Source organism: Thermomicrobiales bacterium, from assembly GCA_037045155.1.
In the GTDB taxonomy this organism is placed as follows: Bacteria; Chloroflexota; Chloroflexia; order Thermomicrobiales; family CFX8; genus JAMLIA01.
The window spans coordinates 638,861-660,649 of record JBAOIG010000003.1; the positions used below are offsets into that span (position 1 = coordinate 638,861).

Here is a 21,789-nt window from a genome sequence, read left to right on the forward strand (position 1 = left end):
CTAACGCCACGGAGAACGTGAGACACCGCGGGAACATCCCCGCGGTGTCTCACGCTGGTGTCAGGTTGATTGTCAGCCGACGCGTTGGGCGGCTGGCGCTCCGTGGCAGTTCTTGAACTTCTTTCCACTGCCACACCAGCACGGGTCGTTGCGGCCGATCTTCTGTCGCTTCTTGGCGGCTGGCGCGTTGCCCTCGATCGGCTGGTTTGTGGTGAGGTTTCGGGGCTGCGCCAGGACCGGCGCACGCTGAATGTTGGCGAAAAGGATCTTGTGTCCTGTGTCGTAGTCGATGTTAGCCAGGAGCTGCTCGAACATCTCGAACCCCTCCGTCTTGTAGGCTACCAGCGGGTCCTTCTGTGCATACGCCTGAAGACCGATGCCTTGGCGCATGTCGTCCATAATCGTGAGATGCTCGCGCCAGAGCTTGTCGATCACTGATAGCATGACCGCTCGCTCCAGATATCGCGTCATCTCTTCGCCGGTCTCGCGCTCTTTCGCGTCGTAGTGCGCGAGCGCGTCGTCGATGAGCTTCTCCTCGATCGCGTCAGTTGACAGCCCGGAGATATCTTGTGACCTGAGCGTTGACATCGGAACGATCGCCCGATAGGCGCGAATGATCTGGTTGTCGTCGATGTCATCGCCAGCGCTGTGGGCTGCTATGGCGACTCCGATCTGGCCCTCAATGATCTCCAGCATCCGCTCGTGGAGATTCTCACCCTCAAGGATGCGTCGACGGATGGCGTAGATTACTTCGCGGTGCTTGTTCATGACGTCGTCGTATTCGACAACGTGCTTCCGAAGGTCGAAGTTGTGACCTTCGACCTTCGTCTGGGCGTTCTCGATCGATTTCGAGATCATGTTGTGCTCGATCGGCTGATCGTCTTCGAGTCCCAGACGATCCATGAGCCCCGAGATGCGGTCAGAACCGAATCGCTTCATCAACTCGTCTTCGAGCGACAGGAAGAAGCGGCTGGATCCCGGATCCCCCTGGCGACCGGCACGTCCGCGGAGCTGGTTGTCGATTCGGCGGGATTCATGGCGCTCCGTGCCGATGATGTGAAGACCCCCGTTATCGGCAACGCCCGTCCCGAGCTTGATGTCGGTGCCGCGGCCGGCCATGTTCGTTGCGATGGTGACCATGCCCGGCAGACCAGCGTCCGTGACGATCTCTGCCTCGCGCTCGTGCTGCTTGGCGTTGAGCACCGAGTGCGGGACACCGTCTCGCATCAACATCTCCGACAACAGCTCCGACTTCTCGATCGAAGTCGTGCCGACCAGAACCGGCCGGCCGTGCTCGTGCATGTCCTTGATCTCGCGGACGACAGCTCCGAACTTGCCCAATTCCGTCTTGAACACCTGATCTGCCTGGTCGTCGCGAACCATTTCCTGGTGCGTCGGGATTACGACGACGTCCAGTCCGTAGATCATGTGGAACTCTTCGTCCTCCGTCTCCGCGGTGCCGGTCATTCCTGCCAGCTTGTCGTAGAGCCGAAAGTAGTTCTGGAAGGTGATGGTCGCCTCAGTGACGTTCTCGCGCTGAACCCGGACGTTTTCCTTGGCCTCGATGGCCTGATGGAGTCCCTCGGAGTAGCGCCGGCCGAGCATCTTTCGCCCGGTGAACTCATCGACGATGACAACCTCGCCATCCTCGATGATGTAGTCCTTGTCGCGATGGAAGAGTGCCTGCGCCTTCAGAGCCTGCTCAAGGTAGTGGGTGAAGTCCTGGTATCGGTCGTCGTAGATGCTTTCGCCCTCGGGGATTTCAAGCAACTGCTCGACCTTGTCGATGCCGTCCTCGTTCAGGGAAACGGTGCGGCGCTTCAGGTCGACCTCGTAGTGGCGTTCGTTGCGAAGTTGTCGGACGATCTGGGAAAACTGGGCGTATCGGTCGACTGACTCGTCGCCTGGCCCCGAAATGATCAATGGCGTCCGCGCCTCGTCGATGAGGATATTGTCAACCTCATCGACGATGGCATAGTGCAGCGCTCGCTGGACACAGTAGCGCAGGTCTGGCGCCATATTGTCGCGCAGATAGTCGAAGCCAAATTCGTTATTGGTGCCATAGGTGATATCGCAGCCATACGCTTCGGTGCGCTCAACTGGCCGAAGGCGCTGCAACCGCTCGTCTTCGTTGACATATTCAGGGTCGTACACGAATGCCTCGTCATGCTGGATGCAACCAACAGACAGCCCGAGCGCGTGGTAGATCTGCCCCATCCATTGCGTGTCGCGCTTGGCCAGGTAGTCGTTCGGCGTGATGAGATGACTACCCTTCCCATCGAGGGCATTCAGCGCTAGCGCGAGAGTCGCGGTGAGCGTCTTGCCTTCGCCTGTGCGCATCTCGGCGATTTTCCCCTGATGGAGCACCGCGCCACCCATCAACTGGACATCGAAATGGCGCTGACCGAGAGTTCGTTGGGCGGCTTCCCGGGTTGCTGCAAACGACTCGGGCAGCAGGTCGTCCAGTGTTGCGCCGTCTGCGAGTTGCTCGCGCAGCCGTGTTGAGACCTCGGCCAGCGCGATGTCGTCCATTGCGCGATACTCATCTTCGAGTGCGTTGACCTCGTCCGCGATGGCGCGAAGAGGGCTGAGTGTCTTCTGACTTGAGGGACCGAAGACCTTCTTGAGCAGGGATTTCATGTGGCTATTCTCCGACGGCTATGGCGGATTCATGGAAGGTGTGCCGGCATCGCTGCCGGCTGTCCGGCGAGGCGCCTGTTCCAGGGGAGCTGGGCAGCGCGCGCCGAGGCAACCTTGTTATTTTACTATAACCATACTGGCCGACAGCGGTTATTGCTCCGATCTGAAGGGAGCCGATGATGTCCGCGAACTACCTCGATCGACCCGAGCTGGCGACGTACCTGCGATACGACGAGCTCGCCGCATTGCTTCGCCAGTGGGAGCGCGACTTTCCGCGATGGATATCCGTGTCGATCATCGGCCAGTCTGCGGAGGGTCGGGACTTGCTGCTGGCCACCGTTGGGGATCGGGACTCCGGTAGATATGGCGGGGTCGATCGGCGGCCAGCGATCTGGGTGGATGCGAACCACCATGCTGGTGAGGTCATCGGTTCTGCGGTGGCGCTTGGGACGATCTGGTCGCTGATTAAGCGCGCGGAGGGTGGCGACGATCTGCTGGCTGAGACGACCTGGTACGTCCAGCCACGCATCGCGCCGGATGGCGTCGAGGTGTATCTGTCGACTCCCTATCGGCTTCGGTCGGCGGCAATCGACTATCCGGCAGGTGACCCTCAACCGGGCCTGCACCTGGCCGACATCGACGGAGACGGCGAGATTGTCCAGATGCGTGTCCAGGATGATTGCGGGGACTGGCGCGTCTCGGATCTGGACCCACGCCTCATGGTTCGCCGTCTGGACAGTGACGATCCGGACATCGTCTACTACCGGCTGTATCCGGAGTCGACGATGGTCGGCACGTCTTCGCCCGCCAAGGTGGCAACGGCGCGTTGGGGTCTTGATTTCAACCGGTCGTATCCGCACAACTGGCAGCCTGACTATCGACAATCTGGAGCAGGGCCGTACCCGCTCTATCCACCGGAGACGCGAGCAAACGTCGACTGGATCGTGAGCCATCCGAATATCGGCCTCATCGTCTCGTACCACACGTTCGGCGGCTTTGCGTTCCGCTTGCCGTCCAGCGCGCCGGCCTCGTCCTACCGGCACGGCGACTTGTCTGGCGACTATGCGGTCCTCTGTTGTCGTTTCACTGAGTTCACCGGAGGCCCAACGATCCAGTCGTATGATGAGGAAACTGCTACGGCTCGTTATGGGTCGCTCATGGACTGGGCCTACAATCAGCATGGGCTCTACGGCTGGGTTCCCGAGCTTTGGGATGTCTGGCTCGCGGCCGGCATCGACCGGCGCGATGACGCCGAGCAGTTTCATGCGTCCCATGGTGAAGAGGAGCAGGCAGCGCTACTTGCCTGGAATGACGCCGAGCTTGACGGGGCAGGGTTCGTCGAGTGGCATCCGTTCGACCATCCCGCGCTGGGCAAGGTCGAGATCGGCGGATGGACGTATAAGTACACGCATCAGAATCCACCCGGTGTCTTTGTTCCGAGGATCGCCGAGTCACACATCCAGTGGACCGATCATCTCGCGACGACGCTTCCTCGGCTCGACATCTCTGATGTAGTCGTCGAACCGATCGGTGACAGCTTCTGGCGAGTGAGTGTCGAGGTGACAAACCGGTCGTTCTTGCCGACCAATATCTCCCAGCAAGCGATCGACGTGAGGCGCGCCGATCCGGTCACGGTCGAGCTCCGGCTGGACGAGGGCGTCCTGGTCGATAGCCCGCGGCGGATCGTCGGTCATCTGGCCGGCCGTGGAGCCGGCGCTCCGCGCCCCTGGGAGGAGCCACGGCCGGCGGCGAATGTTGCGCGCGTGTCGTGGATTGTCCGAGGCGCGCCGGCCGGCCGAGTGATGGCGTGGTCGAACAAGACCGGGACCGTGGAGGAAAAGATCGATGCGCCAGAGCAATCTGTTTGACGAAGCCGCCGAACCGGAACGGGCGAAGCCGCTTGACGCAGATCCGAGCTTCCCGAGCCGGGTCTATCGACTTGCGCTGCTCATCCCACCGGGCAAGGTGACGACATATGGGACGATAGCCGCCGTGCTTGGCGACCGACGCGGAGCACGCATGGTCGGCTGGGCGATGTCAAACTGCCCTCCCGAGGTATCGGATGTGGCCCACCGCGTTGTCAATCGGTACGGTGAGCTTTCGGGCGGTTGGGCCTGGGGACATCCTGACGTGATGAAACAACTGCTCGTCGACGAAGGGGTGACCTTTGTCGACGAGTATCGTGTGAACCTCGACAAACATCTCTGGATCCCGCCGATGGAAGAGGAGATCGAACCGCCAGACTGGTAAGAAGCGAATGCTATACTCGCGCCGACGGAGAGGAGAGCTTCGATGAATGCGCGAGACGGACTCGAGCGCATCCGCGAGCGGCTCATAGCGAACGCCGCCGACCCGGATACGCTTTCCCTGCTCGACACGATGATCAGCCGCGCCTCCGCTCCCGGAGCTGAGCGAGCGCAGGCAACCCAGTCGCAACTCGTCCGGATGCTCGTCCGGTCGCCGGTCGCGACCAACAATTTCCACGTCTATAACGATCTGGTGCGGCTCGAGGCAGAAGTCAACGAAGTGGCTGCGCAGCGTGCTGCCGCCGCGGAGGCCGAGGCGGACAAGCCGGTGCCGAAGAGCAAGAAGTATTACAAGCAGCTCAAGGAGCGCGAGAAGCGCGAGGCGTAACATCCCCTCGCGCGTCAAGGGAAGGTCATGTATGGCTGCAACCCATGGCGACCAGATCGTGGCCGCAGCGACTGCGCGCGTCGATGCCACGCTTGGGTTACTACGCGCGCTCGTCGAGCTGGAATCACCGTCCAATGAGAAAGTTGCGGTCGACCGCCTGATCGATTGGCTCCAGACGGAGATTCAGAACCGTGGCGGTCAGGTGGAACGACTTCCGCAGGAGCAATGGGGAGATCTGCTCGTTGCCCGGTTCGCCGGCACGGGCGATGCGCCGATTCAGGTGATGACCCACATCGACACCGTCTGGCCCCTGGGCGCCATCGAGCGTCTGCCGTGGCGGGAAGACGGAGACAGGATTCACGGGCCCGGGATTTACGACATGAAAGCATCCGTCGCGATGATGCTGACGGCGCTCGACATTCTCGCCGATACAGGGCTGGATCACCGGCAGATCGTCTGGACCGTCAACACGGAGGAGGAGGTTGGTTCGCCGGTCTCACGATCGGTGCTGGAGCGTGTCGCGCGCGAGGCTTGTTGTGTGCTCTGTCTTGAGCCTCCTGTTCCGCCGGATGGCTCACTCAAGACAGAACGCAAAGGCGTCGGCATGTTCGAGATGGAAATCGAAGGACGTGCGTCCCACGCCGGCGCGGATCACCAATCTGGTGTTAGCGCCAACGAAGAGCTTGCGCGCCAGATTCAACGCCTCCACGCGCTCACGGACTATTCGAAGGGAACAACCGTCAACGTCGGCGTCGTCGCTGGCGGATCCAAGCGCAATGTTGTCGCTGCCTCGGCGCGCGCCGAGATCGACCTGCGCGTGACCTCGATGTCCGAAGCCGAACGGATCGTCCCATTGATTCTGGATTCGACGTCGCTCGTTCACGGCACGACGGTCCGTATCACTGGCGAGATCAATCGACCTCCGATGGAGCGTACCCCGTCCATCGTCGCTGCGTTCGAGAGCGCGCGCGAGATCGGTCGTTCGGTGGGCCAGGTGTTGACTGAGGCTTCGACCGGCGGTGCATCCGATGGCAATTTCACCGCCGCGATTGGCGCGACGACGCTCGACGGCCTCGGCTGTCCGGGCGATGGTGGCCATGCGGACAGCGAGCACATCCTCCGCTCAGCCGTCGGGCCGCGGACGGCGCTCATCACTGCGCTTCTCGCCGGCCTCTGAGCGGGGCTGCCGCTTGCCGGCATCGCGAATATTGCCAAGAGAGGAAGAGGACCGTGACAGTAGCACCCGATCAGTATCTGGAGCGCCTCCCGCGAGTGCTCGGTCGTTATTCACCCGTGATTGTCGATCACGGTGAAGGCTCGTACATATGGGGACACGACGGTCGACGATATCTCGACTTCACCACCGGGATTGGCGTGACCAATACGGGGCATTGTCATCCTGCAGTCGTCAAGGCGATTCAGGATCAGGCAGCGAAGATCATTCACGCACAGGCCAATATTCTGATTCATGAGCCGATGATCGAGCTCATGGACGAGTTGACCTCGACGATGCCAGACAAGCTGAACGCTGTCTTCTTCGCCAATAGTGGCGCCGAAGCGATTGAGGCGGCGGTGAAGCTCGCGAAGATCGCGACCGGCCGGCCGGCCATTGTGGCCTTCCGCGGTGCTTTTCATGGACGCACCCACCTTGCGATGTCGCTGACGACCTCGCGCGTCAAGGTTCGCGGTCATTATGAGCCGCTGCTGCCGTCGATCTACCACACGCCGTTCCCGTATCCGTTCCGCAACCCATACGCTACCGACCCGTCGGACGCCTGCATCACCGAGCTTGAGCGCCTGTTCGAGACGGTTGTCATGCCCGACGATGTCGCGGCGATCATCGTCGAGCCGATTCAGGGAGAAGGCGGCTATATCGTTCCTCCGGATGACTTCCTGGGTCGGGTTCGCGAGATCTGCGACCGACACGGCATCCTGTTGATCGCCGACGAAATCCAGACCGGAGTGGGGCGAACCGGGCGCTGGTGGGCGTTTGAGCACTCGAATTTCGTCCCGGACATCGTCGCCGTCGCCAAAGGTATTGCCAGCGGGATGCCGATGAGCGCGATCGTCGCGCCGCAAGAGATCATGGATGCATGGGCGCCGGGATCCCACGGCGGCACCTACGGCGGAAATGCGGTGACGTGTGCTGCTGGCGTCGCGACGTTCCGTGCGATTCGCGACGAAGGAATGATCGCCAACGCGGTGACGATGGGTCAGCGGATGATGGACGGGCTTGATCGGATCGCCGAGCGCAATCCGCTGATTGGCGATGTTCGCGGCAAGGGGCTCATGGTTGCCGCGGAGTTTGTCACACCGTCGGGGAAACCGAACCCCGGCGCTGTCGCCAGCGTTGTTGCGCGAAGCATCGACGATGGCGTGTTGCTGTTGACGGCAGGGACGTGGGATCAGGCGATTCGAATCATCCCGCCGCTCAACGTCAGTGCCGATGAGATCGACGAGTTTCTCACGGTATTCGAGGCAGCGGCTGACGCCGCGCGATAATCAGACCAACCAGGCTAACCGATGCGGCCGGCGTTTATCGCCGGCCGTTCTTGTGCTGCCATCGCTCAGGATGCGTCCGAAACCTCGCCCGGGCAGCAGAGATTCTCCCGCTCTCCCTCGGAAAGCCGCTCGTATAGATTCAGCATCGCCGGGCCAACCGCGTGCCACGAGAAGCGAATGGCAGCCTGACGCGCGCCGACCTGGAGCGATGACCGCAGCCCCGGATCACGAATGACGCGCGACATTGCAGACGCGAACATCCGGGGTTGTTCGGACGGGACGAGGATGCCGCTCCGTCCGTCCTCGACCGTAAACTTCAGCCCGCCAGCGCGTGACGCGACCACTGGCAGCCCGCAGGCCATCGCCTCGACCGCCACTAATCCGAACGACTCGTAGCGTGACGGCACGGCAGCGACTGTTGCCGCGGCGTAATAGTCGGGCAGGATCTCCTGGGGCGCTGAGCCGCGAAACAGCACGTCGTCGCGTATCCCGAGTACTTCCGCCCGGTGGATGACCGCCGAGAGATCGGGGTCAGGTCGCCCGTCGATCAGCGTTCCGCCGATGAAGATGAGCTTGGGGGGCAGATCAGGCCACGGCTCTGCGCGTAGTGATGCAAACGCATCAAGCAGCGTATCAATACCCTTCATCGGGTCAATCCGGCCGACGAAGAGCACGAGTGGATTTGCCGGAAGATCGAGCCGAGCCCGGGCATGGTGTGCATCACCGGGGTGAAAGCGCGTCAGGTCAACACCCGGCGGGATGATGCAGATTCTGGAATTGACCCCACCCATTCGCCAGACCATTTCGGCCCGTTCATCCGGGTTTGGCGCAATGACATAGTCGATCACATCGAGCAATCGGCGCTCCACCTGGCTCCGAACGTCCGATTCAGCGACGCCGTTCTGGTAGACGGCATTCTTCAGCCGGGCGAGAGTGTGAAACGTGTGGACCGTTGGCGCATTCCAGTAGCGTTGCAACAGATGCGATGCCCACCCGGAGAGCCAGTAGTGGCTATGGACGATGTCGTATCGAGTCCCGGCGCGAAGTGAGTACAACGCACACTGCGTCGCAAATTCGGGCAGCACACAGAACACGTCGTCCTTGGTCATTGGCTCTGGCGGGCCGGCGTCGATTGTTACGACTCGAACCCGGTCGGCAATCTGGACGATCTCCGGCGTGACCGGGTCCGACCGTCGGGTGAACAGGTCAACCTCGACGCCTTCGCGACCCAGCTCGTAGGCCAACTCCCTGACGTGCACGTTCATGCCACCAGCGTCCTTGCTGCCGAGCGTCGCCACTGGTGACGTATGAACGCTGAGCATCGCAACCCGTTCGATTGCCGCGTGTTGCCCGATCGTCGTCATTGGCACATGACTCCGCGGGGTAGTGGTGAACCAGCTCATGCGATCCTCATTGCACGATTGAGGCCGCCGGGACGCCGCGATGTGCGCGTTGGAACGCACAAAAAAAGGACAGCCCGGATGGGCCGTCCTGATTGGTGTCTCAGCAGGCTGCTGTGGCCGATTGCGCTCGACGATGCGAAGCGCTGAATCCAGGTACGGAACCAGGCCGGGCGGGAGGCTCCATATCGGGTGGGCATGGTCATGGTCGTTGGCGCCGACGCTGTCATCATTCTCCGATCAGGAACCGCGCATTTACGGATCACTGAAGGACGCCGTTTCGCGCTCCAAGACGTGTAACCATGACCGATCCTGGCATATTCCCGCGCGATCGTCAGGCGAGCTCTGGTTCGAGCACGCCCAACTTGCCATCATGCCGGCGATACAGCACGCTCATCCGGTTTGTGTCAGGGTTGAAGAAGACGAAGAAGGTGTGACCCAGTAGCTCCATTTGCTCGATCGCCTCGGCAGTGTCCATCGGGAGGATGTTGAATCGCTTGGTGCGGACAATCTGGCCAAGCTCCTCATCCTCGTCGCCATCCACTGCTGGTTCAGTCAACAACAGGTCCGGGTTCATCTGGTCGGCGGCGAACTCTCCGAGTCCGATCGCGGCGCGTCGGTCGCGTCGAGTACGACGATCATGGAATCGGCGGATCTGACGAGCCATCTTGTCGGTGACGAGATCAACCGCAGTGGTGATATCGGTGTTTCGTTCCTCGGCGCGAAGGATCGCGTGCTTCGTCGCGATGGTGAACTGCGCGACGAACCGCTGAGTAGGATTGTGGTGAGGCTCTTCGCGCAACTCGAGCTTCGCGTCTGTGATGCGCTCGTTGATCCGATCGAGCTTCCCGACGCGCTTATCGATATATTCGCGCGCGCCGTCAGTCAACGTGATGTTGTGAGTCTTGACCTGAACTTCCACAGTAACTCCTCCTCGTCGCACGGTGGCGGTCCAGCGCTGCGTTGCGCCTGGACGAAACGGCGCCCGCGGAGGGATTCGAACCCCCGGCACAGGGCTTAGGACGCCCCTGCTCTATCCCCTGAGCTACGCGGGCCTGATCGAGCCGGTCCGACCTTCCGTCGGGGATGCCACCTGACGGACTCTACAACGACGGATCTGCGTGTCTCCGGTTGGCCCGGACCTGAATCTTACCGCGTTTAGCGCGCGGACGAGCCGATTCCGACCCGTTAGCATAGCGCTCCCGATTGCCATCAGGAACAGGGATTGATAGGATTGTCCGGTCATCGGGGAGTGGCGCAGCCCGGTTAGCGCGCCGCGTTCGGGACGCGGAGGCCGGAGGTTCAAATCCTCTCTCCCCGACCACGAGGATGCGAGGAGCGGTCGTCCGCTCCTCGTTGCGTATCCGGCGCTCGTGCGCCGGGACATTGGAGGAATCGATGACCGAGCAGCGCGATCGGCTGTTGCGCGGTCTGCCGGCCGTTCACGTCATGATGGACGACGAACGTATCCAACGCGCGTCCGCCGGCGCGAATCCTGCCATTGTCCGCGACGTGATCCGGGAATGTCTCGATGCTGCTCGTGCTCGCATCCTGTCCGACAGCCTAGACCAGCAGCCAGCTCTGGTCGAGCAGATCATTCATCAACTTGACCTTCTGCTCGGTTCTCGACCCACATCGGTGATCAATGGCACGGGTGTGATCGTCCAGACGAATCTGGGCCGAGCGCCCGTGTCTGCGTCGGCGGCGCAGGAGATGGCGAAGGCTGCCGCGTCGTATGTTGCGCTGGAGACGGACCTGGAAAGCGGCCAGCGCGGTGGGCGCGGCCGTGAAGTTGAATCGCTGCTGCGCGCACTCACGGGCGCCGAACGGGCGCTCGTTGTGAACAACAACGCGGCTGCGGTGATGCTCGTGCTGGCTTCGCTATCGGCAGGCCGTGGCGTAATTGTCTCGCGTGGCGAAGCGGTCGAAATTGGTGGCGGGTTCAGGGTTCCCGATGTTCTGCGGCAGAGCGGCGCACGCCTCGTTGAGGTCGGCACAACGAATCGCACCTACGCGCGAGATTACTCGGAGGCGATAGACGACGACACCGCGGCGATCCTTCGGGTCCACGCGAGCAACTTCGAGATCATTGGCTTCACTGCTCGGCCGGAGCTGGATGATCTGGTCGCATTGTGCCGCGAGAGAAATGTGCTCCTGATCGAGGACGTTGGCAGCGGCTGCCTGCTTGATACGCACCCGTTCGGCCTGGCGCACGAGCCGACTCTCGGAGAGAGTATCCGAGCCGGCGTGGATATTGTCTGCGCGTCCGGCGACAAGCTACTCGGCGGGCCTCAGGCGGGGATCATTCTCGGTCGCGCAGCGGTGGTTGATCAGGTTGCGCGCCATCCCCTGGCGCGTGCTCTCCGCGCCGATAAGACCTGCCTGGCGGGACTGGCGGCCACGTTGCGGCACTACATCCGTGATGAGGCGACCGATGAGATCCCGGTCTGGTGGGCTATTTCAAGGACACCCGAATGGCTGGAACGCCGGGCGCGCAGGTGGTCGCAGGCGCTTGGCGATTGCGCAGAGGTCGTGCGCACCGATGCGGTTGTTGGCGGTGGTTCATTGCCTGGAAAGTTGTTGCCGTCATTTGGCATCGCGATCTCGGCGGGCAGCTTGAACGTTCAGCAGCTCGCGCAGCGTCTTAGGATCGGGGATCAACCTGTCGTGCCACGCGTTGTTGACGAGCGGCTGATCATCGACGCACGGACTGTGCTGGCGGATCAGGAGGAGGCACTGATCGACGCCCTCCGAGCCGCGCTCACGATATAGCCGGATCAAGACCGGGGGTTGATTAGCGAATCACTGGCTGGTCGCTTCGAAGATCCCTGAAATAGGGGCTTTCGTCGGGCGCAAGGTTCGGCATTGTTGTGGTGAGATCGGTGATCTGACGTGTGCACGCTTCGACAGCCGCGGTATCCCCTGATCTCTTCGCGTCGGCGAGATCGACCCGGAGTTGCCGGAGTCGGTCGTCATTACGAGCCTTCGCGAGCCGGCGGATCGCGTTCGGAATCTCCTTGGCGGACGGGCGTGGAGGCTCGCCGGTCTCCGTCGTCAACGAGGTTTGCAGGTCACGCGCATAATCCGCGAGCTCATCAGGTAGCGCCTGCATTGCCACATCGAAGTTACCCTGCGCAATCGCCAATTGCTCGAGAATGACGCGGTGGCGAGCATCGATCACGTCCTCGCGGCGAAGGTGCGACAGGCCCTCAACACCTGCCATCGGGTAGTTGAGAATAACCTCGACAACAAAACGCTCGGGATCGACTGCGAGGGGCCGATCGATCGTCAACCCGTCACGCCGCGATGCCTGGGGCTGGTGAACTCGTGTGGCCGGCGGCGACACGTTTCGTCGGAGTGACCGGCGCACCTCCTCTGGCCCATCCGGTCCGTAGCCAAGCAGCCGAGCAGTGAGGTCCACATAGAATGTGAGCACCTCGGCGTCGCCGATCTCCAGCAGAATCGGAACCGCGATATCCCGCAGTGCGTTCGCTCGCGCGTTCGGCGATCGATCGATATCCGCCAGTGCGTGGGTCAGATAGTATTCGACCAGTGGAACCGAGCTCTTCAGCGCCTCGGGCCACGCATCTGGATGAGCCCGGATGAACTCATCTGGGTCCTTACCCTCGGGCAGCACGACGATGCGAATCTCTGCGCCGAGCGTGCGCTCGAAGCGAATCATTCGGTTGGCGCTGACCTCTACCCGGGAATCATCGACGAACGATTCGCGCATGGAATCAATCCCGCGCAGTGTCGCCATCTGACCTGCTGTGTCCGAATCCAGCGCGAGGTAGACGCGATCGAGGTAGCGTCGAATCGAAGCGACCTGGTTCGGCGTTATCGCGGTTCCCATCGACGCGACGACATTCTCGTAGCCGCACTGGTGCGCCGCGATCGCGTCCATGTATCCCTCGACGATCACCATGCTGCGCTCGCGTCTGATCGTGTCGTACGCCTTATCGAGACCGTAGAGGATGGATCGCTTGTCAAAAATCGGAGTCTGTGGCGAATTGAGGTACTTCGGCTTCTCATCTCCGAGCGCCCGCGCGCCGAAGCCGACCACTCGACCATCACGGTTACGGATCGGAAACGTCAGTCGATTACGGAATCGATCGTAAGTCCTGCCCGTATTCTCATTCTTTGTGAGTAGACCAGCAGCAAGCATGTCCTGCTCGTCAATCTCACGGGCCAGGAAGTGCGACTTCAGGGCGTCGAATGAGTCGGGCGCGAAGCCGAGCCCGAATCGATCGGCGGTCGGACGATCGACTCCTCGCTGCTCGAGCACCGCGCGGGCTGATGACCCGGCTGGGGATGTCCACAGGAGGTTCGTGAAGTAGGATGCGGCCCGTTCATTCAGCTCGATCAGGCGCGCTCGTTCCCGGTCGATCTCCGGGTCGCGACGTTGTGGGCGTTGGCTCTCCAGCTCGACTCCCGCACGTGCGGCGAGGAGCTTCAGCGTGTCACTGAAGTCGAGATTCTCGGTATCCATGATGAACGAGAACGCGTCGCCGCTCTTTCCACAGCCGAAGCAGTGATACGACTGGGATTCGGGGTAGACGACGAAGGAGGGCGTTTTCTCCTCGTGAAATGGACACAACCCTTTGAGATTCCGGCCGGCCTGGCGCAGTCGCACCTTTGCGCCGATCAGATCGACGATATCCGTGCGCTCCCGAACAGCCTCGATAGCAACACCAGCCATGGGCTACAACTCCTCGGCTTCTGGGAGTAACAAAGTCATCCAGGCGTGAAGCGCGTAACGGTCGGTCATCCCCGAGATCACGTCAGCGGCACGGCGTTCAGCCGTTTCGTCGCCACGTGACGGCGCGATTCTCGCCGGTATCTCCGGCTCGTTGGCGACATAATACGCGAACAACTCCTCGACCACAGTCTCGGCGTGGCGTGTCGTTGCCTGGAGGTTGACCGGGTGATAGACGCGCTCGAAGAGAAATGCGCGCATGATGTCCGCGGCCTCGAGCACAGGAGCGCTCATGGTGATCACTCGTCTGCCATCCACCGGTGAACTCAGCGCAGGGAGCGAGGCGGCCACGACATCACGGACGAGCGAATCGATGCGTTGACTGTGTGATACGCCGAGTGATTGTGCAACAGAGGAGGGGAGGTCATCGGCGGCGATGAGTCCTGCGCGAACCGCGTCGTCGAAGTCGTGGTTGATATAGGCAATGCCGTCGGCGATCTTGACGACCTGAGCTTCGGCAGTGGCTGGCGTGCCGGCCATTTCCCCGGCAATGCCTTCTTCCGGTTTCGAGTGCCTCAGGATGCCGTCGCGTGTTTCATCGGTGAGATTGAGGCCGAGACCATCCTTTTCCAGCAGATCGACGACTCGAAGGCTCTGCTCATTGTGACGGAACCCTGGATAGACCCGGGCGAGCGCCCGTTCGCCAGCGTGGCCGAATGGAGTATGACCGAGGTCATGGCCGAGCCCGATCGCCTCGGTCAGATCCTCGTTCAGGTCAAGGGCGCGCGCGATCGTCCGCGCGATCTGTGTCACCTCCAGCGTGTGCGTCATTCGCGTCCGGACATGGTCGCCATCAGGCGACAGGAACACCTGTGTCTTGTGCTTCAGGCGGCGGAACGCCTTCGAGTGGAGAATGCGGTCACGGTCGCGCTGGAATGCGGTTCGCAAGTCTGACTCGTCCTCGGGGCTGCGGCGAGTTGCGTGTTTCGCCATCGCCGCAGCCGGCGCGAGCCATTCTCGTTCTCGTTCCTCGATTCGCTGGCGTACGTTCATGGCATGACCGTCCGTTATCATCGTCGGAATCTAGTGTACGTACAGTCATGCCATTCGTCTACGGGACTACTTATCGCGCTCGGTGTCTCCAAGCGCGGCCTGCGCTGCCGCGAGACGGGCGACGGGGACTCGGAACGGGGAGCACGAGACGTAGTTCAGCCCCGCCTGATGGCAGAATCGGACACTCGCTGGGTCTCCTCCGTGTTCTCCGCAAATGCCGAGCTTGATATCAGGCCGAGTCGAGCGGCCTCGCTCCGTGGCGATCTCGATCAACTCTCCAACGCCGACCTGATCCAGCGTAACGAACGGATCGACAGGCAGAATGCCATTCTCGACATACATCGGCAGGAACCGGCCGGCGTCATCACGGCTGAGGCCAAACGTCGTCTGCGTAAGATCATTGGTGCCGAACGAGAAGAATTCCGCCTGTTCCGCAATCTGAGCCGCAGTCAGCGCGGCGCGAGGAAGCTCGATCATCGTGCCAACTGAATAATCGACGACCACGCCATGCTCGGCGAAGACCTGCTTAGCGACCGTGTCAACAACCTCACGCTGGCGACGGAGTTCCTCGACATCAGCCACAAGGGGAATCATGATCTCCGGATGAACGACGACGCCATCCTGGACGCAACGAGCAGCGGCGTTGAAGATCGCTCGCGCTTGCATCGCGGTGATCTCCGGATACGAAATCCCAAGGCGGCACCCGCGATGGCCGAGCATCGGGTTTGCCTCGCGGAGCGCGGCAGTCTTGTTTTGTACCTGCTCGACTGTCATGCCTGTTGCGTGCGCAAGCGTTTCAATGTCGTGTTCGGTATGTGGCAGGAACTCGTGAAGCGGAGGATCGAGCGTTCGGATCGTGACCGGGAAGCCGTCCATGACGCGGAAGATGCCCTCGAAGTCCTCCTGCTGCATTGGCAGCAACCGATCGAGCGCCACGCTTCGCTCGGCGGAATTGGCGGCCATGATCATCTCCCGCATTGCCTGAATGCGGTCGCCTTCGAAGAACATGTGCTCCGTTCGGCACAACCCGATTCCCTCCGCGCCGAGTTCACGCGCCTTCGCGGCGTCGGCGGGAGTATCGGCATTCGCCCGGATCCCGAGGCGCCGGTCATTGTCGGCCCAGCCGAGAAGCGTCGCGACGCTGCCGCCGACGTTCGGTTCGATCGTCGGCACCTCGCCGAGCATCACCCTGCCAGAAGCGCCGTCGATCGTGATGAAGTCGCCCTCGTGAAGCGTCTGACCGCCGACCTTGACCGTGCCCGCCCGATAGTCGATATCGAGCGCGCCACAGCCAGCCACACAGGGCTTGCCCATGCCACGCGCTACGACCGCCGCGTGCGATGTCATACCGCCACGAGCGGTGAGAACCGCCTGTGCCGCAACCATCCCGTGGAAGTCCTCGGGAGATGTCTCGATGCGAACCAGAATCACTCGTTCGCCGTCGTCACCGAGGCGCTTGGCGTCGTCTGCATCGAATACGATCTTACCCGTAGCTGCGCCGGGACTGGCCGGCAGACCGACCGCCAGCACCTCGGGGTGATAGGCCGGGTCGATCATTGGATGCAGCAGCTGGTCGAGCTGTGATGGCTCCACCCGCTGAATCGCTTCCTCTTTCGAGATCAACTCTTCGCCGACCATTGCGACGGCGATGTTGACCGCCGCCTGGCCGGTTCGCTTGCCAGTTCGGGTTTGCAGCATGAAGAGTCGCCCGTTCTGGATCGTGAACTCCACATCCTGCATCTCGCGGTAATGCCGCTCGAGCAAGGCGGTAATGTCCTGAAATGACGACCAGGCGACGGCAAACGCGGGAAGCGCTGCCATTTCGGAGATTGGCTGTGGAGTTCGAACCCCGGCGACGACATCTTCGCCCTGTGCGTTCACCAGAAACTCGCCGAAGATGCCATCCTCGCCTGTGGCCGGATTGCGGGTGAAGGCAACGCCTGTCGCGCTGTCCTGGCCCAGATTGCCAAACACCATCGCTTGTATGTTGACGGCAGTTCCGAGATCATGTGGGATCTGATTCTGGTTGCGATAGTTGATCGCGCGGCGGTTGTTCCACGAGCCGAAGACGGCCTCGATCGACCCGCGCAGTTGATCCCACGGATCCTGCGGGAACTCACGCCCGGTATCGCGGAGCACGATCCTTTTGAACTCAATGACCAGCTCGGATAGCGCAATGGCCGACAGCTCGTAGTCCAGCCGTACCCGTTCTCGACGCTTCAGTGCGTCGATCGCGTCTTCGAAGTGGTCGCTTTCGACGTTCATCACGACTTTGGCATACATCTGAATCAGCCGTCGGTAGCAGTCCCAGGCGAATCGTTCGTCGGCACTGGCCGCCAGGCCGGCCACCGTCTGATCGTTCAGACCCAGATTGAGGATGGTGTCCATCATGCCAGGCATCGAGAACTTGGCGCCCGAACGGACCGAGACCAGGAGTGGATTGGTCAGATCACCCAGCTTTCGATCGAGCTGCGCTTCGATCGACGCCACGCCGTCGACGACCTCGGCCCAGAGCCCATCCGGAAGTGCTCCGTCGGTTGCCAGATAGGCTCGGCAGGCATCGGTGGTGACGGTGAATCCTGGAGGAACGGGCAGCCCCAGGTGGGTCATTTCGGCGAGGTTGGCGCCCTTGCCACCGAGAAGATCCTTGTTCGCGCCATCGCCCTGGTCGAATGCCGATACCCATTGAGCCATCTGCTGCCTCCGTTATTCCTGGTCGATCGTAAGGTTTGCAAGACTCCCGATCAGCCGCTTCTCCCCATACCGCTTGAACTCGACCGTAATCTCCTGGTCGCCACCGCGGTCGGTAGCGCTTGTCACAATCCCGTCGCCGAACTTCACATGGAAGACGCGCTGGCCGGCCACTACGCGGATCGAGGCTGGCGCTGGAATCGCGTCTGGAACCAGCAGCTTGCGCGTCGTCGCCCGCGCAGGCTCGTGGCTCCGACTGCCAGCAGCCAACGAGCTGGCTGGGATTGATGACAGAAATGACGATGGCGCAGAAGGTTCAACGCCACCAAATCGCGACCTCCGAAAGGCGTGGCTGATATAGAGCCTCTCCTTAGCTCGTGTGATGCCGACATAGAACAGCCGACGTTCTTCCTCCAGCATGGCCGGATTCTCGGTAATCGACCGCTGGTGCGGAATCAATCCTTCCTCGACGCCGGTGAGGAAGATGACTGGAAACTCCAACCCCTTGACGGCATGCAAGGTGATCAAAGTCACCTTCTCGCGCACCTCCTCGATGGTGTCGGCGTCGCTGACGAGCGCAACCTCAGTGAGGAAGATGGCAAGCCGTTCTTCTGGCGCCTCGTCATCGAACCGTTCGAGGTTCGCGCGAAGCTGCTGGAGATTTTCCCAGCGAGCCATCGCTTCGTCGTCACCTGCGGTGAAGTATCCCGCGTATCCCGTCTCCTCGATGGCACGATCGAACAGCTCCGACAACGGCATCGTGGGCTCGAGTTCGCGCAACGAACCGACCCTCTCGCGCATCCCGATCAGCAGCTTGACCGCGCGTGAGGCGAGCGCAGGGCCGCCGGCATCGCCAACAGCGTCGAGAGCCGCCCCGGAGCCCAGGTCGTGCGAACGAGCCCACCCCTCAAGATCGCTGAGCGTCTTGGCCCCGATCCCTGCGCCAAGTGGATATTCCGCTACGACGCGCTGGAAGGCCGCGAAGTCGTCCGGGTTAGCGATCAATCTCAAGAGCGCGAGGGCGTCCTTGATCTCCTTTCGCTCGTAGAACCGCACTCCACCGATCAGCTGGTACGGGATTGACGCGCGGATGAGCGCTTCCTCGATCGGCCGGCTCTGCCAGTTGGTGCGATACAGCACAGCGATGTCGCTGCCTGTGTATTGGCCGCGCTCGGTGAGACTCTGAATCTCCTCGACGACATAGCGCGCTTCCTGTGCCTCGTCGAAGCACTCACGCAGGACGATCTTCTCCCCGGCTTGATTCGACGTCCGAAGCTTGCGGTCGATGCGCTGAACGTTTTCGCGAATGACACCGTCGGCGGCGCTCAGAATCTCCGGTGTCGAGCGGTAGTTTTCCTCGAGGTGGATCTCGACAGCGTCAGGGAAGTCCTCTTTGAACGTCAGGATATTGCGGATGTCCGCGGCTCGCCAGCCGTAGATCGACTGGTCGGGATCGCCGACAACGCAGATGTTGCGATGCTCGGCTGCTAACTCTTTGACCAGCAAGTACTGGATACGGTTGGTGTCCTGGTATTCATCGACCAGGACGTAGTGATATCGATTGCGAAGCGCCGCAAGCGCCTCTGGCGACTCGTACAACAGCCGTAAGGCTGTGGTCAGCAGGTCGTCGAAATCCAGCGCCTGTCGCCGCCGCAGTGTCTGCTGGTAGACGGGGTAGACGCGAGCAACAACTTCCTCGAAGTAGCTCTCGACTGAATCTGTGAACTCTGTCGGGCCGATATTGAGGCTCTTCGCGCGCGAGATCATGCTGAGAATTGCGCGCGGGGAGAAGTGCTTCGGGCTGATATCCAGCTGGTCCATCGCCGATTTCACGGCGCCCATCTGATCACCGTCGTCGTAGATGACGAACCGGGGATCGACGCCGATGAGATGGCCGTATTGTCGGAGCACGCGAGCGCAAAAGCCGTGGAACGTGCCGAGCATGACCCAACGAGCGCGGTCGCCCACGAGATGCTCGACGCGCTCTCGCATCTCGCGCGCCGCCTTGTTGGTGAATGTAACAGCAAGGATGTTCCACGGCGCGACGCCGTGACCCTGGATCAGGTTCGCGATCCGGACCGTCAGCACTCGCGTCTTGCCGCTCCCCGGGCCTGCGACGATGAGGACCGGACCGTCGGTCGTTGTTACCGCCGCTCGTTGCTCGGCGTTAAGATCCTGCAACAGCGTCGACCCCGCGGTGTCCTGGGCGCCAAGCATTGAATCCCCGTTCGATCGCATTCTGTTTGGAGCCGTGGCCGGACGATCCCCGGCAACGAGTGCTGATTGTACCCGACTGTCTGTGTGGACCCTGTGGTTGTTGCGATTGAAATTGGGTTGATATGCTTACAGCCGTTGACCGAGCCGGTGTAGCTCAGCGGCAGAGCAGGGGACTCATAAGCCCTTGGTCGCAGGTTCGATTCCCGCCACCGGCACCAACCCACCGATCCCGACAATCGCGCCGAATGGCGCGATTGTCGTTCCCCGCAACCGAGGTGACCGTGAGCGACTACTCGATTGCCAATCTGAACGCGAGTCGTTTTGCCCACGATCTCGCGGTGACGAATCTGCAATGGGACCAGCCCGTAGCGATTGCCTGCTCGGGCGGCGTCGATTCAACCGCGCTATTGCTCCTGTCCGTGTTGGCCCGTCCGGAACACGTTGCTCCGTTCGTCGTGGTTCATGTTAATCATCTGATGCGGTCGGGGTCTGAGGCCGATGCGTTGCTTGTCGCTGGGCTGTGCGCCTCGTTGGAGGCGCCGTTTGTGTACGCCACGGTCGATGCCGACTGGCAGATCGGAGATCATGTCGCGGAGCATCGTCTCCGGAGCGCCCGATTCGAAGCGCTTGGGCGTATCACCAGCGTGCTGGGAATAGACACGATTGTCACTGCGCACACGATGGACGACCAGGTTGAGACGATCCTCATGCGTCTGTTCGGCGGCGCGGCTCCCTCGGGCGCGAGCGGCATGCGGCCCGAGGTGACGATAGGGACCGCGGCCGGCCCGCTGCGCGTGCTTCGACCGCTGCTCGGCGTCACCCGTCGCGAGCTTGTCGAGATCCTCGATCTGGCGCAAATTGTCCCGACGATCGACCCAAGTAATTCGGATATTCGGTATCGACGGAACGCGCTCCGCAGCTCGATCATTCCGTCGCTACGCGACATCTTCCCGGGGTTCCCAGCGACGTTTTTGCGATCGATTGAGCTCGCCAGGCTCGACGCTGAGGTGGTGGACTCGCTCGCGATAGCTGAGCTCGGCCGGTTGATCATCGAGACGGATCATGGGGTGGCGATCGTCCGCGCGTCGTTTCGTGCGTTACCACGCGCCGTAGCGACGCGAATCGTCATCGCAGTGGCCTGCCGTGTTTCCGTGGCGATGGACGGCGACTCGCGTGAGTTGACGACGGAACGCATCACCGCAGTGGTGGAGGCGGCCGGCGGGAGGACCGGATCGTTGATCCAGTTACCCTATGGCGTGGATGTCCGCATCGATCGTGAAGTTCTCGTATTCATGCCGCGAAGCGCAGGAGATGTCGAATGGTAGACGACTCGAATCTCATGGCAGGAATATCCCGCGAGCTGGTGTCCGAGGATCAGATCCGGCAGCGGGTTACCGAGCTTGGCGCGGAGCTCGCCGAGATCTACCGTGGCCGGCGGCCACTGCTCGTCGGCGTCCTTACCGGCGCGTTCGTCTTCATGGCGGATCTCTGTCGCGCGATGCAGATTCCGCTCGACGTTGAGTTCATGGCCGTGTCAAGCTATGGCGAGTCGACACAGACGAGCGGCGTCGTGAAGATCCTGAAGGATCTGGATAGCCCGATCGAAGGTCGGGACCTCCTGATTGTCGAGGACATTATCGATAGCGGGCTGACACTCGCCTATCTTCTCGACGTGCTGGAACGCCGCGGCCCCCGCGATATCAAGGTCGTTGCCTTATTGATGAAGGACCGCGAATATCTGGCGAGCGTGCGAGTGGATTATTGCGGCTTCACGATTCCCGACGAGTTTGTCGTCGGTTACGGACTTGATGTCGCCAACCGGTATCGCAACCTGAGCTTCGTCGGCGTCTACGGCGAATCGGTGAACGCCGAAAAGTAGGGCAATTTCATCCTGCTATAATCCAGTTACGCTGTTTCGCTCGCGCGCTGGCTGTGCTTCAACGGCTCCGGATTATA

15 protein-coding genes and 3 tRNA genes are annotated in these 21,789 nt (G+C 61.6%); 10 read left to right on the plus strand and 8 right to left on the minus strand.

Annotated features, from left to right (window positions below):
* Positions 1-72: 72 nt before the first annotated feature.
* Positions 73-2,640 carry a preprotein translocase subunit SecA gene (gene secA / locus V9F06_06130; GenBank protein MEI2617212.1) on the minus strand — a complete coding sequence of 856 codons (2,568 nt, stop codon included), beginning with the start codon at positions 2,638-2,640 and terminating at the stop codon, positions 73-75.
* 179 nt (positions 2,641-2,819) lie between these two features.
* On the opposite strand from secA, the gene V9F06_06135 reads away from it, so the two are divergent.
* Genes V9F06_06135 through V9F06_06155 form a run of 5 tightly spaced genes read left to right on the plus strand, consistent with a single transcriptional unit; the run spans position 2,820 to position 7,776 of the window.
* The gene (locus V9F06_06135; GenBank protein ID MEI2617213.1) at positions 2,820-4,508 is read left to right on the plus strand and encodes a M14 family metallopeptidase; all 1,689 of its coding nucleotides are present in this window, start codon (positions 2,820-2,822) and stop codon (positions 4,506-4,508) included.
* Positions 4,486-4,890 carry an MGMT family protein gene (locus V9F06_06140; GenBank protein MEI2617214.1) on the plus strand — a complete coding sequence of 135 codons (405 nt, stop codon included), beginning with the start codon at positions 4,486-4,488 and terminating at the stop codon, positions 4,888-4,890. The genes V9F06_06135 and V9F06_06140 overlap by 23 nt, the downstream gene beginning before the upstream one ends.
* A gap of 42 nt (positions 4,891-4,932) precedes the next feature.
* Entirely contained in the window at positions 4,933-5,274 is a 342-nt protein-coding gene (locus tag V9F06_06145; GenBank protein MEI2617215.1) for a hypothetical protein, read from the plus strand.
* A 31-nt stretch (positions 5,275-5,305) separates the two neighbouring features.
* The gene (locus tag V9F06_06150; GenBank protein MEI2617216.1) at positions 5,306-6,451 is read left to right on the plus strand and encodes a M20 family metallopeptidase; all 1,146 of its coding nucleotides are present in this window, start codon (positions 5,306-5,308) and stop codon (positions 6,449-6,451) included.
* A 53-nt stretch (positions 6,452-6,504) separates the two neighbouring features.
* The gene (locus V9F06_06155) at positions 6,505-7,776 is read left to right on the plus strand and encodes an aminotransferase class III-fold pyridoxal phosphate-dependent enzyme (GenBank protein ID MEI2617217.1); all 1,272 of its coding nucleotides are present in this window, start codon (positions 6,505-6,507) and stop codon (positions 7,774-7,776) included.
* A gap of 65 nt (positions 7,777-7,841) precedes the next feature.
* On the opposite strand, the gene V9F06_06160 is transcribed toward V9F06_06155, so the two are convergent.
* The 3 genes from V9F06_06160 to V9F06_06170 all read right to left on the minus strand — a co-directional run bounded on the left by V9F06_06160 (position 7,842) and on the right by V9F06_06170 (position 10,231).
* The gene (locus V9F06_06160) at positions 7,842-9,179 is read right to left on the minus strand and encodes a glycosyltransferase (GenBank protein MEI2617218.1); all 1,338 of its coding nucleotides are present in this window, start codon (positions 9,177-9,179) and stop codon (positions 7,842-7,844) included.
* A gap of 331 nt (positions 9,180-9,510) precedes the next feature.
* Positions 9,511-10,098 carry a ribosome-associated translation inhibitor RaiA gene (gene raiA, locus V9F06_06165; GenBank protein MEI2617219.1) on the minus strand — a complete coding sequence of 196 codons (588 nt, stop codon included), beginning with the start codon at positions 10,096-10,098 and terminating at the stop codon, positions 9,511-9,513.
* 60 nt (positions 10,099-10,158) lie between these two features.
* A tRNA-Arg gene (locus V9F06_06170) sits at positions 10,159-10,231 on the minus strand.
* Positions 10,232-10,422: 191 nt separating this feature from the next.
* Here V9F06_06170 and V9F06_06175 point away from each other — a divergent pair.
* Both V9F06_06175 and selA read left to right on the plus strand, forming a co-directional pair.
* Positions 10,423-10,500 (plus strand) — tRNA-Pro (locus tag V9F06_06175).
* Positions 10,501-10,574: 74 nt separating this feature from the next.
* Positions 10,575-11,948, plus strand: coding sequence for an L-seryl-tRNA(Sec) selenium transferase (gene selA, locus V9F06_06180; protein ID MEI2617220.1), 1,374 nt, complete (start codon positions 10,575-10,577; stop codon positions 11,946-11,948).
* Between the two features lie 22 nt (positions 11,949-11,970).
* On the opposite strand, the gene dnaG is transcribed toward selA, so the two are convergent.
* The 4 genes from dnaG to V9F06_06200 all read right to left on the minus strand — a co-directional run bounded on the left by dnaG (position 11,971) and on the right by V9F06_06200 (position 19,833).
* The gene (gene dnaG / locus V9F06_06185) at positions 11,971-13,875 is read right to left on the minus strand and encodes a DNA primase (GenBank protein ID MEI2617221.1); all 1,905 of its coding nucleotides are present in this window, start codon (positions 13,873-13,875) and stop codon (positions 11,971-11,973) included.
* Between the two features lie 3 nt (positions 13,876-13,878).
* A complete protein-coding gene (locus V9F06_06190; protein MEI2617222.1) occupies positions 13,879-14,925 on the minus strand; it encodes a deoxyguanosinetriphosphate triphosphohydrolase in 1,047 nt (348 codons plus the stop codon).
* A gap of 66 nt (positions 14,926-14,991) precedes the next feature.
* Positions 14,992-17,619, minus strand: a complete 2,628-nt coding sequence (gene ppdK / locus V9F06_06195; protein MEI2617223.1) for a pyruvate, phosphate dikinase — start codon at positions 17,617-17,619, stop codon at positions 14,992-14,994.
* A gap of 12 nt (positions 17,620-17,631) precedes the next feature.
* Positions 17,632-19,833: a UvrD-helicase domain-containing protein gene (locus V9F06_06200; protein ID MEI2617224.1), complete on the minus strand. Its 2,202-nt coding sequence runs from the start codon at positions 19,831-19,833 to the stop codon at positions 17,632-17,634.
* Between the two features lie 143 nt (positions 19,834-19,976).
* Here V9F06_06200 and V9F06_06205 point away from each other — a divergent pair.
* From V9F06_06205 to hpt, 3 genes are all read left to right on the plus strand, one after another.
* Positions 19,977-20,051 (plus strand) — tRNA-Met (locus V9F06_06205).
* Positions 20,052-20,114: 63 nt separating this feature from the next.
* On the plus strand, positions 20,115-21,158 hold the full coding sequence (gene tilS / locus V9F06_06210) for a tRNA lysidine(34) synthetase TilS (protein ID MEI2617225.1): 1,044 nt from the start codon (positions 20,115-20,117) through the stop codon (positions 21,156-21,158).
* Positions 21,152-21,712 (plus strand): hypoxanthine phosphoribosyltransferase, encoded by a 561-nt coding sequence (gene hpt, locus V9F06_06215; protein ID MEI2617226.1) that lies wholly within the window; start codon positions 21,152-21,154, stop codon positions 21,710-21,712. Before tilS ends, hpt begins: the two co-directional genes overlap by 7 nt.
* The last annotated feature ends 77 nt before the right edge of the window (positions 21,713-21,789 follow it).

Bases quoted from the DNA above. Each gene is read 5' to 3' on its own strand.
- secA (MEI2617212.1), bottom strand. From the start codon at position 2,640: ATGAAATCCCTGCTCAAGAAGGTCTTCGGTCCCTCAAGTCAGAAGACA.
- V9F06_06135 (MEI2617213.1), top strand. From the start codon at position 2,820: ATGTCCGCGAACTACCTCGATCGACCCGAGCTGGCGACGTACCTGCGA.
- V9F06_06140 (MEI2617214.1), top strand. From the start codon at position 4,486: ATGCGCCAGAGCAATCTGTTTGACGAAGCCGCCGAACCGGAACGGGCG.
- V9F06_06145 (MEI2617215.1), top strand. From the start codon at position 4,933: ATGAATGCGCGAGACGGACTCGAGCGCATCCGCGAGCGGCTCATAGCG.
- V9F06_06150 (MEI2617216.1), top strand. From the start codon at position 5,306: ATGGCTGCAACCCATGGCGACCAGATCGTGGCCGCAGCGACTGCGCGC.
- V9F06_06160 (MEI2617218.1), bottom strand. From the start codon at position 9,179: ATGAGCTGGTTCACCACTACCCCGCGGAGTCATGTGCCAATGACGACG.
- selA (MEI2617220.1), top strand. From the start codon at position 10,575: ATGACCGAGCAGCGCGATCGGCTGTTGCGCGGTCTGCCGGCCGTTCAC.
- dnaG (MEI2617221.1), bottom strand. From the start codon at position 13,875: ATGGCTGGTGTTGCTATCGAGGCTGTTCGGGAGCGCACGGATATCGTC.
- V9F06_06190 (MEI2617222.1), bottom strand. From the start codon at position 14,925: ATGAACGTACGCCAGCGAATCGAGGAACGAGAACGAGAATGGCTCGCG.
- ppdK (MEI2617223.1), bottom strand. From the start codon at position 17,619: ATGGCTCAATGGGTATCGGCATTCGACCAGGGCGATGGCGCGAACAAG.
- V9F06_06200 (MEI2617224.1), bottom strand. From the start codon at position 19,833: ATGCTTGGCGCCCAGGACACCGCGGGGTCGACGCTGTTGCAGGATCTT.
- hpt (MEI2617226.1), top strand. From the start codon at position 21,152: ATGGTAGACGACTCGAATCTCATGGCAGGAATATCCCGCGAGCTGGTG.